The sequence below is a fragment of the Mesorhizobium sp. M4A.F.Ca.ET.050.02.1.1 genome, assembly GCF_003997725.1.
Classification (GTDB): Bacteria; Pseudomonadota; Alphaproteobacteria; order Rhizobiales; family Rhizobiaceae; genus Mesorhizobium.
Genome location: NZ_RZSG01000206.1, coordinates 1 through 8,370, shown reverse-complemented (window position 1 = coordinate 8,370; position 8,370 = coordinate 1). Strand labels below are relative to the sequence as shown.

General features: G+C 63.6%; 9 protein-coding genes. 7 read left to right on the top strand and 2 right to left on the bottom strand.

What is annotated here, in order from left to right:
* Window positions 1–131: 131 nt before the first annotated feature.
* Window positions 132–764, bottom strand: coding sequence for an HAD family phosphatase (locus tag EOA33_RS15775; protein WP_127406016.1), 633 nt, complete (start codon window positions 762–764; stop codon window positions 132–134).
* Between the two features lie 199 nt (window positions 765–963).
* Here EOA33_RS15775 and EOA33_RS15770 point away from each other — a divergent pair, with 199 nt between their 5' ends.
* A complete protein-coding gene (locus tag EOA33_RS15770) occupies window positions 964–1,920 on the top strand; it encodes a sugar-binding transcriptional regulator (RefSeq protein ID WP_127406015.1) in 957 nt (318 codons plus the stop codon).
* Between the two features lie 21 nt (window positions 1,921–1,941).
* Here the strand turns inward: EOA33_RS15770 and EOA33_RS15765 are convergent, their stop codons facing one another.
* On the bottom strand, window positions 1,942–2,127 hold the full coding sequence (locus tag EOA33_RS15765) for a hypothetical protein (protein ID WP_126057042.1): 186 nt from the start codon (window positions 2,125–2,127) through the stop codon (window positions 1,942–1,944).
* Between the two features lie 109 nt (window positions 2,128–2,236).
* Here EOA33_RS15765 and EOA33_RS15760 point away from each other — a divergent pair, with 109 nt between their 5' ends.
* The 6 genes from EOA33_RS15760 (at window position 2,237) to EOA33_RS15735 (ending at window position 8,324) form a co-directional block, all read left to right on the top strand.
* The gene (locus tag EOA33_RS15760; protein ID WP_127406014.1) at window positions 2,237–3,145 is read left to right on the top strand and encodes a LysR substrate-binding domain-containing protein; all 909 of its coding nucleotides are present in this window, start codon (window positions 2,237–2,239) and stop codon (window positions 3,143–3,145) included.
* A 195-nt stretch (window positions 3,146–3,340) separates the two neighbouring features.
* Window positions 3,341–4,651: a sugar ABC transporter substrate-binding protein gene (locus EOA33_RS15755; RefSeq protein ID WP_127406013.1), complete on the top strand. Its 1,311-nt coding sequence runs from the start codon at window positions 3,341–3,343 to the stop codon at window positions 4,649–4,651.
* A gap of 140 nt (window positions 4,652–4,791) precedes the next feature.
* On the top strand, window positions 4,792–5,664 hold the full coding sequence (locus tag EOA33_RS15750) for a sugar ABC transporter permease (protein ID WP_126057039.1): 873 nt from the start codon (window positions 4,792–4,794) through the stop codon (window positions 5,662–5,664).
* An 11-nt stretch (window positions 5,665–5,675) separates the two neighbouring features.
* The gene (locus tag EOA33_RS15745) at window positions 5,676–6,500 is read left to right on the top strand and encodes a carbohydrate ABC transporter permease (protein ID WP_126057038.1); all 825 of its coding nucleotides are present in this window, start codon (window positions 5,676–5,678) and stop codon (window positions 6,498–6,500) included.
* Window positions 6,501–6,552: 52 nt separating this feature from the next.
* Window positions 6,553–7,557 carry an ABC transporter ATP-binding protein gene (locus EOA33_RS15740; RefSeq protein ID WP_127406012.1) on the top strand — a complete coding sequence of 335 codons (1,005 nt, stop codon included), beginning with the start codon at window positions 6,553–6,555 and terminating at the stop codon, window positions 7,555–7,557.
* A complete protein-coding gene (locus tag EOA33_RS15735; RefSeq protein ID WP_126057036.1) occupies window positions 7,554–8,324 on the top strand; it encodes an L-iditol 2-dehydrogenase in 771 nt (256 codons plus the stop codon). Before EOA33_RS15740 ends, EOA33_RS15735 begins: the two co-directional genes overlap by 4 nt.
* The last annotated feature ends 46 nt before the right edge of the window (window positions 8,325–8,370 follow it).

Below are 8,370 nucleotides of genomic sequence, written 5' to 3'. Positions count from 1 at the left end.
GAGGTGGCTCGGCGAAGCCGAGACGGAGTGGGGGTCGACCAGCGCTACATTAGACAATCCATGCGCCAAGCTACACGGTATCGCCAATGACCAGCCGCTTAGGATGACGGCGCCGACGCTTACGAGTTCGCTTAGAGCCCCAATTGCGCCCGCAATTCATCAGCGCTGTTGATCACCACGGCCCCCGGCGGCCCAGCCATCGGCGCTTCCGGCCAGAACATCGTCCGCATGCCCGCCGCAAGGCCGGCCATGGCGCCGGTCAGGCTGTCGTCGACCGCGACGGATTGCGCCGGATCGACCTCGGCCAGATGAGCGGCGCGCAGGAACGGCTCGGGATACGGCTTGCCTTCGCGCACGTCGTTGCGGCTGATCGTCTTCATGCCGGGGTAGATCAGGCCGACGGCACGCAGATTGGCATCGACGATCAGCCGGTCGGAATTGGAGACAACCGCCTGCTGCACGCCGCGTTCGCGCAATTCGTTGAAGATCTCGATCGCGCCCGGACGCGGCTTCAGCGTCTCGGCCAGCGGCAGATAGTGATCGTATTTGCGCACGATCCAGTCGTCGAAGGGCAGGTCGAGCCCGAATTCGTCGCGCAGCATTTCGTAGACCGGCCAGGCGGCGACGCCCAGCACACGCTCGTGCAGATTGATCGGCGGCGCGATGCCGACGCTGCGCAGCGCCGCCACCAGGGCCGCCTCGTGCAACGGCTCGCTGTCGACCAGCGTCCCGTCCATATCCCAGAAAACCGCTTTCGGCGTCATGCAAGGCTCCTTTGCCGATCCCCATAATCGGTTTGCGTGCCGAGATAAACCGTCAAGCAGGCCTTCCTTTGCCGCCGTCCCCATTCCAGGTCGCATCGGGAGTGCAGGCAATTGCCCTGTCGATAGGCAATTGCGCGTTGGCACATTCCCTGTAAGCTAGTGGTACCCGCGCCCTGTTGGGCGGGTTTGGGAGGCAGAAGTGAATTCGCGGCAGGACAGCGGCAGCAACCGGATGGACGACGCGGCGCGCGCCGGCTGGCTGTATTATGTTGCCGGCAACACGCAGGACCAGATCGCCTTGACGCTTGGCATTTCCCGCCAGACGGCGCAGCGGCTGGTGTCGCTGGCGGTCTCGGAAGGGCTGATCAAGGTGCGTGTCGACCACCCGATCGCCAATTGCCTCGACCTCGCGGCGCGGCTCAAATCGCGCTTCGCGCTCGATCTGGTCGAAGTGGTGCCGAGCGATCCCACCTCGTCCTCGACGACGATCGGCGTCGCCGAGGCGGCGGCGGCGGAAATCGAGCGGCGGCTGCGTTCCCCGGAACCCCTGGTCATGGCGATCGGCACCGGGCGCACGCTGAAGGCGGCGATCGAGCAGCTGCCGCCGATGGAATGCCCGCAGCACAAGGTGGTGTCGCTAACTGGCAACATCTCGCCGGATGGCTCGGCCGCCTTCTACAACGTCATCTTTACCATGGCCGATCGAGTCAAGGCACGCTCCTTCCCGATGCCGCTGCCGGTCATCGCCTCCTCGCCGGAAGAGCGGGACATGCTGCTCAGCCAGCCGATGATCCAGCCGACGCTGGCGCTGGCGGCGGAAGCCGACGTCACTTTCGTCGGCATCGGCGATCTCGGCCCCAAGGCCCCGCTCTATGAGGACGGCTTCATTTCCGAGGGCGAGTTGAAGTCGCTGCAGAAAGCGGGCGGCATCGCCGAGATCGTCGGCTGGGTGTTCGACCGCGAGGGCCGCATGATCGAGGGCATAACCAATGACCGCGTGTCCTCAGCGGCGCTGCCGTCGCGCGAAAGGTCGCTGGTCATCGCGCTCGCCATGGGTGAGCGCAAATTGCCCGGCATCCTTGCCGCCGTGAACCGGCGTCTGGTCAACGGCCTCATCACCGACGAGCGGACGGCGTCCGCGCTGCTGGCCAGTTGATTGGCGATAAAATCGCGATGTCTATTTGTGGCGTCCGCAGGGATCGTTGCCATCAAGAAAACCCATGTCGCGCTGCAGATGGGGCGACAATTCCCTGACGTCGACATAGCTGCGCCTGCGGCGCGCCAACCGCGAAAATTCCCTTGCCAGCACGGAAAACCAGCCATTCGCAGGGGTAGAAACAAGTCTTTCCTGGATCGTGGTCATGATCGTCAGCCTTGCTATGCTTGAACTGTGTTGATCGTCGACCCCAAATATCGGGATGATTGGCAGATGCTTCCAATCAAACGTCGATCATGACCCATAAAGAGGCCTTATGCCCGATCTCACCGCCCGACAGTTTGCCCAGCTCCCGCCGCTGCAAGCGATCCGCGTGTTCGAGGCCGTAGCCAGGCACCTCTCCTTCACCAAGGCCGCCGAAGAGCTTGGCATGACGCAGGCGGCCGCCAGCTATCAGATCAAGCTGCTCGAAGAGCGTATCGGCGCGCCGCTGTTCCTCCGCCTGCCGAAGCAGATCGAACTGACCGAACCCGGTCAGCGCCTGGCGCCGGCCGTCAGCGAGGCTTTTGCGCTGCTGAGCGGCGCCTATTCGGCCGCGCGTGCGGGGGCCGACGGCGTGCTTTGCGTCTCCACCCTGCTCACCTTCGCTTCGAATTGGCTGGCCCAGCATCTGGGCTCCTTCCAGGTCGCGCATCCCTCGCTCGCCGTGCGTGTCGACACCTCGAACCGTGTCGTCGATTTCGCCCGAGAAGATATCGACATCGCCATCCGTTCCGGCGGCGGCAAATGGCCGGGCGTGGAAACGCATATGCTGTTCAGGGCCGATTTCACCCCGGTGCTCAGCCCCAAGCTTGCGGCAAGTATCGGCGGTGTCAAGGAGCCGGCCGACCTGCTCAAGCTCCCGATCCTCGATCCGGGCGACATCTGGTGGCAGGAGTGGTTCGCACTCGCCGGTCTCCCGGCCGAAGAGCTCGCCAATCGCCCCGGCACCAGCATGGGCGCGCAAGCCTATGAGGCCAATGCCGCGATGGCCGGCCAGGGCGTGGCGATCGTCACCAGGGCCCTGTTCAAGAACGAACTTGCCGACGGGCGGCTGATCCAGCCTTTCGATCTGGTCGGCGACGATGGCCATGCCTATTGGCTGGTCTATCCGTCGGCGCGCCGCAACGTGCCGAAAATCCGCGCCTTCCGCGACGGGATCCTGGCCGAGATCGCCTGCCAATAGGCTGATCTCCAAAAACCGTCGCTGGTAAACTCTGCCGGCTCCTCTCAACGCATCCGCCTGTGAGCTTTCGCGCAGCGGTGCATGGGTCATTTGTGCTGCGCTGCAGCATCGAATCCGGCTTGACATAATTCACGCTAAGTGAGTAATTGCTCACAGCCAAGGCAAATGCTCACTTTGGTTTATGGGAGGAATTTGATGAAACTTCGCACGCTCACTTTGGGCCTGTTGTCGGCTAGCGCCCTTGCGTTCGCCGCGCATGCCGAATCCATCACCATCGCCACAGTCAACAATGGCGATATGGTCCGCATGCAGAAGCTGACCGACGACTTCACCAAGAAGAACCCCGACATCCAGTTGAACTGGGTCACGCTCGAAGAAAACGTGCTGCGCGAGCGCGTCACCACCGACATCGCCACCAAGGGCGGCCAGTACGACGTCATGACCATCGGCACCTATGAGGTTCCGATCTGGGCCAAGCAGAGCTGGCTGCTGCCGCTCGACAAGCTCGGCGACGACTATGACGTAAAGGACATCATCCCGGCTATCGCTGGCGGCCTATCGGTCGACGGCAAGCTCTATGCCGCGCCCTTCTACGGCGAGAGCTCCTTCGTCATGTACCGCAAGGACCTGATGGAGAAGGCCGGGCTGACCATGCCCGATGCGCCGACCTGGGACTTCATCAAGCAGGCCGCCGACAAGATGACCGACCGCGCCAACGGCGTGAACGGCGTCTGCCTGCGCGGCAAGGCCGGCTGGGGCGAGAACATGGCCTTCCTGACCGCCATGTCGAACTCCTTCGGCGCCCGCTGGTTCGACGAGAACTGGAAGCCGCAGTTCGACCAGCCCGAATGGAAGAACACGCTGCAGTTCTATGTCGACCTGATGAAGGCCGACGGTCCTGAGGGCGCCTCGTCCAACGGCTTCAACGAGAACCTGGCGCTGTTCCAGCAGGGCAAGTGCGGCATGTGGATCGACGCCACCGTCGCCGCCTCCTTCGTCTCAGACCCGAAGAACTCCACCGTCGCCGACAAGGTCGGCTATGCGCTGGCGCCCGACAATGGCCTGGGCAAGCGCGGCAACTGGCTGTGGGCATGGTCGCTGGCAATTCCCGCCGGCACGCAGAAGGCGGAAGCGGCCGAGAAGTTCGTCTCCTGGGCAACCTCGAAGGGCTATCTCGAACTGGTCGCGGCGAAGGAAGGCTGGGCCAACGTTCCGCCGGGAACGCGCACCTCGCTCTACAACAACGCCGAGTACCAGAAGGCGGCGCCCTTCGCCAAGATGACGCTGGACTCCATCAACGCGGCCGACCCGACGCATCCGACGGTCAAGCCGGTGCCCTATGTCGGCGTGCAGTTCGTCGCCATTCCTGAGTTCCAGGGTCTCGGCACCACCGTCGGCCAGCTGTTCTCGGCGGCCCTCGCCGGCCAGTCGAGCGTCGACGACGCGCTGAAGCAGGCCCAGGACGCAGCCACCGCGGCGATGACCGAGGGCGGCTACATCAAGTAAGGCTCCTCCCGGTGCCGAACGCCGGTAGCGCATCATGACCGGCATTGGCCGCCCGAAACCCAGTTCGGGCGGCCACCTTCACAATCAAGAAAATTGTGACGCAACTCTAAAATCCGGCTGACATTTGGAGGGTGACCGTCATGGCTACTCAGCAGACCCGTTCGCTTGCCCGCTTCATGATGGCGCCATCGGTGATCCTACTGTTCGTCTGGATGATCGTGCCGCTGGCCTTCACGCTCTGGTTCTCGTTCCTGCAATACAATCCGCTGAACCCGATCCGCGACGGTTTTGTCTGGTTCTCCAACTACAAGCTGTTCTACTCCAACCCGGCATTCTTTGCGGCCATTCTCAACACGCTGACCATCGTCGTCAGCGTGCTGGTGATCACGGTGGTCGGCGGCATCCTCCTGGCGATGCTCATCGACCAGCCGATGTGGGGACAAGGCATCGTCCGCATCCTCGTCATCTCGCCGTTCTTCGTCATGCCGCCGGTAGCGGCGCTGGTCTGGAAGAACATGATCATGCACCCGCAATACGGCGTCTTCGCCGATATTGCGCGCTTCTTCGGCGGCCAGCCGATCGACTGGTTCGGCCAGCATCCGCTGACCGCCGTTATCATCATCGTCGCCTGGCAGTGGCTGCCCTTCGCCACGCTGATCCTGTTGACCTCGCTGCAGTCGCTCGACGGCGAGCAGAAGGAGGCGGCCGAGATGGACGGCGCCGGCTTCCTTAGCCGCTTCATCTATCTGACGCTGCCGCACATGTCGCGCGCCATCACCGTCGTCATCCTGATCCAGACGATCTTCCTGCTCTCGGTCTACGCCGAGATCCTGGTCACAACCAATGGCGGCCCCGGCTACGCCTCCACCAACCTGCCCTTCCTCGTCTATCAGAAGGCGCTGCTCGAATTCAAAATCGGCCAGGCATCCGCCGGTGGCGTGATCGCCGTCATTCTCGCCAATATCGTCGCCTTCTTCGCCATGCGCGCAGTCGGCAAGAACCTCGATAAGTAAGGGAGGATAAGATGGCACGCGCAGTCACCACCCAGCACAAGACGATCGCCACGGTGGCGGCCTGGATCGTCGCCCTGCTGATCTTCTTCCCGATCCTTTACACGATCATCACTTCGTTCAAATCGGAGCAGGAGGCGATCCAGGGCTTCGCCCTGATCCCTTCGGGGACGTTCGAGAGCTATTCCGAGGTCCAGGCGCAGAGCGGCTATTTCAAGTTCTTCCTGAATTCGGTGATCCTGTCGGTTGGCTCGACCATCCTGGCGCTCATCATCGCCATCCCGGCGGCCTGGTCGATGGCCTTCTCGCCGACCAAGCGCACCAAGGACATCCTGATGTGGATGCTGTCCACCAAGATGATGCCGGCGGTCGCGGTGCTGTTCCCGATCTACCTGATCTTCCGCGACACCGGCTTGCTCGACAGCCGCGTCGGTCTGATGGTCATGCTGATGCTGATCAACCTGCCGATCGTGGTCTGGATGCTCTACACCTATTTCCGCGAAATCCCGGGCGAGATCCTGGAGGCGGCGCGCATGGACGGCGCCTCGCTATGGAACGAGATCGTCTATGTGCTCACCCCGATGGCGGTGCCGGGCATTGCCTCGACCATGCTCTTGAACATCATCCTGGCCTGGAACGAAGCCTTCTGGACGATCCGGCTGACCACCACCGAGGCCGCGCCGCTGACCGCCTTCATCAGCTCCTTCTCCAGCCCGCAAGGCCTGTTCTGGGCCAAACTGTCGGCGGCCTCGACGCTGGCGATCGCGCCGATCCTGATCATGGGCTGGTTCAGCCAGAAGCAGCTGGTGCGCGGCCTGACATTCGGCGCGGTGAAGTAGTAGGGCGCCGCAAGCGGCGGACGACGGACAATAATCCCTCGGGGAGGAAACCATGGGAAACATCACGCTCAAGAACGTCTCCAAATCCTTTGGGTCGACGACGATCATTCCGAACATCGACCTGGTCATCGAGGATGGCGAGTTCGTCGTGTTCGTCGGTCCGTCGGGCTGCGGCAAGTCCACGCTGCTCAGGCTGATCGCCGGGCTGGAGGACACCAGCGGCGGCACCATCAGCATCGACGGCCGCGACGTCACCGGCGAGGCGCCGGCCAAGCGCAAGCTGGCCATGGTGTTCCAGTCCTATGCGCTCTATCCGCACATGACGGTCGCCAAGAACATCGCCTTCCCGCTGAAGATGGCGGGCGAGGACCAGGCGACCATCGACAGGAAGGTCAAGGACGCCGCGCGGGTGCTCAACCTCACCAACTACCTCGAGCGTCGTCCGGGCCAGCTCTCCGGCGGCCAGCGCCAGCGCGTCGCCATTGGCCGCGCCATCGTGCGCCAGCCTTCGGCGTTCCTGTTCGACGAGCCGCTGTCCAACCTCGACGCCGCACTTCGCGGCACCATGCGCCTGGAGATCAGCGAACTGCATCATCAGCTCAAGACGACGATGATCTACGTCACCCACGACCAGGTCGAGGCCATGACCATGGCCGACAAGATCGTCGTGCTCAACGCCGGCAATGTCGAGCAGGTCGGCTCGCCGATGGAGCTCTACAAGACGCCGAAGAACCTGTTCGTCGCCGGCTTCATCGGTTCGCCGAAGATGAACCTGATCGAAGGCGCGCCGGCGGCGAAATACAGCGCCAAGACCATCGGCATCCGGCCCGAGCACATGAACATCTCGACCACGGCGGGCGACTGGAAGGCGACCGTCGGCGTCGCCGAGCATCTCGGCTCCGACACCTTCCTGCATGTCCAGGCCGACGGCGTCGGCACCTTGACGGTGCGCGCCGACGGCGAGCTCGGCGTCCATCATGGCGACACCATCTATCTGACGCCGGACCAGACCAAGCTGCATCGCTTCGGGCCCGACGGCAAGGCGATGGCCCGGTGAGGCTCAAAGGCAAATCGGCGCTGATCACCGGGTCGGCGCGCGGCATCGGCAAGGCGTTCGCCGAAGCCTACGCGCGCGAGGGTGCGACAGTGGCGGTTGCCGACATCGATCTGGCGGCCGCCGAAAGGACGGCGGCCGCTATCGGCGACAAGGCCTACGCCGTCAAGCTCGACGTCACCGATCAGGCCTCCATCGAGGCGGCGGTGAAAGCGGTGGAGACCAGGACCGGCGGCCTCGACATATTGATCAACAACGCCGCCATCTTCGACCTCGCGCCGATCGTCGAGATAACCAGGGCGAGCTACGACAAGCTGTTTTCGGTCAACGTCGCCGGCACGCTGTTCATGCTGCAGGCGGCTGCCCGTTCGATGATCGCCGGGGGCAAGGGCGGCCGGATCATCAACATGGCAAGCCAGGCCGGCCGCCGTGGCGAGCCGCTGGTCGCGGTCTACTGCGCCACCAAGGCCGCCGTCATCTCGCTCACCCAGTCGGCCGGGCTCGACCTGATCAAGCACCGCATCAACGTCAACGGCATCGCTCCCGGCGTCGTCGACAGCGACATGTGGGACCAGGTCGATGCGCTGTTCGCCAGATACGAGAACCGGCCGAAGGGCGAGAAGAAGCGGCTGGTTGGTGAGGGCGTGCCATATGGGCGCATGGGCAGGCCGGAAGACCTCGCCGGCATGGCCGTGTTCCTGGCCAGCGAAGAGGCCGAATACATCGTCGCCCAGACCTACAATGTCGATGGCGGCCAATGGATGAGTTGACGGGGATGAGTTGAGGGGGAAGGCGCCTCTCCCTGCCTCCGGGGAG

Bases quoted from the DNA above. Each gene is read 5' to 3' on its own strand.
- EOA33_RS15765 (WP_126057042.1), bottom strand. From the start codon at position 2,127: ATGACCACGATCCAGGAAAGACTTGTTTCTACCCCTGCGAATGGCTGG.
- EOA33_RS15740 (WP_127406012.1), top strand. From the start codon at position 6,553: ATGGGAAACATCACGCTCAAGAACGTCTCCAAATCCTTTGGGTCGACG.
- EOA33_RS15775 (WP_127406016.1), bottom strand. From the start codon at position 764: ATGACGCCGAAAGCGGTTTTCTGGGATATGGACGGGACGCTGGTCGAC.
- EOA33_RS15745 (WP_126057038.1), top strand. From the start codon at position 5,676: ATGGCACGCGCAGTCACCACCCAGCACAAGACGATCGCCACGGTGGCG.
- EOA33_RS15755 (WP_127406013.1), top strand. From the start codon at position 3,341: ATGAAACTTCGCACGCTCACTTTGGGCCTGTTGTCGGCTAGCGCCCTT.
- EOA33_RS15760 (WP_127406014.1), top strand. From the start codon at position 2,237: ATGCCCGATCTCACCGCCCGACAGTTTGCCCAGCTCCCGCCGCTGCAA.
- EOA33_RS15750 (WP_126057039.1), top strand. From the start codon at position 4,792: ATGGCTACTCAGCAGACCCGTTCGCTTGCCCGCTTCATGATGGCGCCA.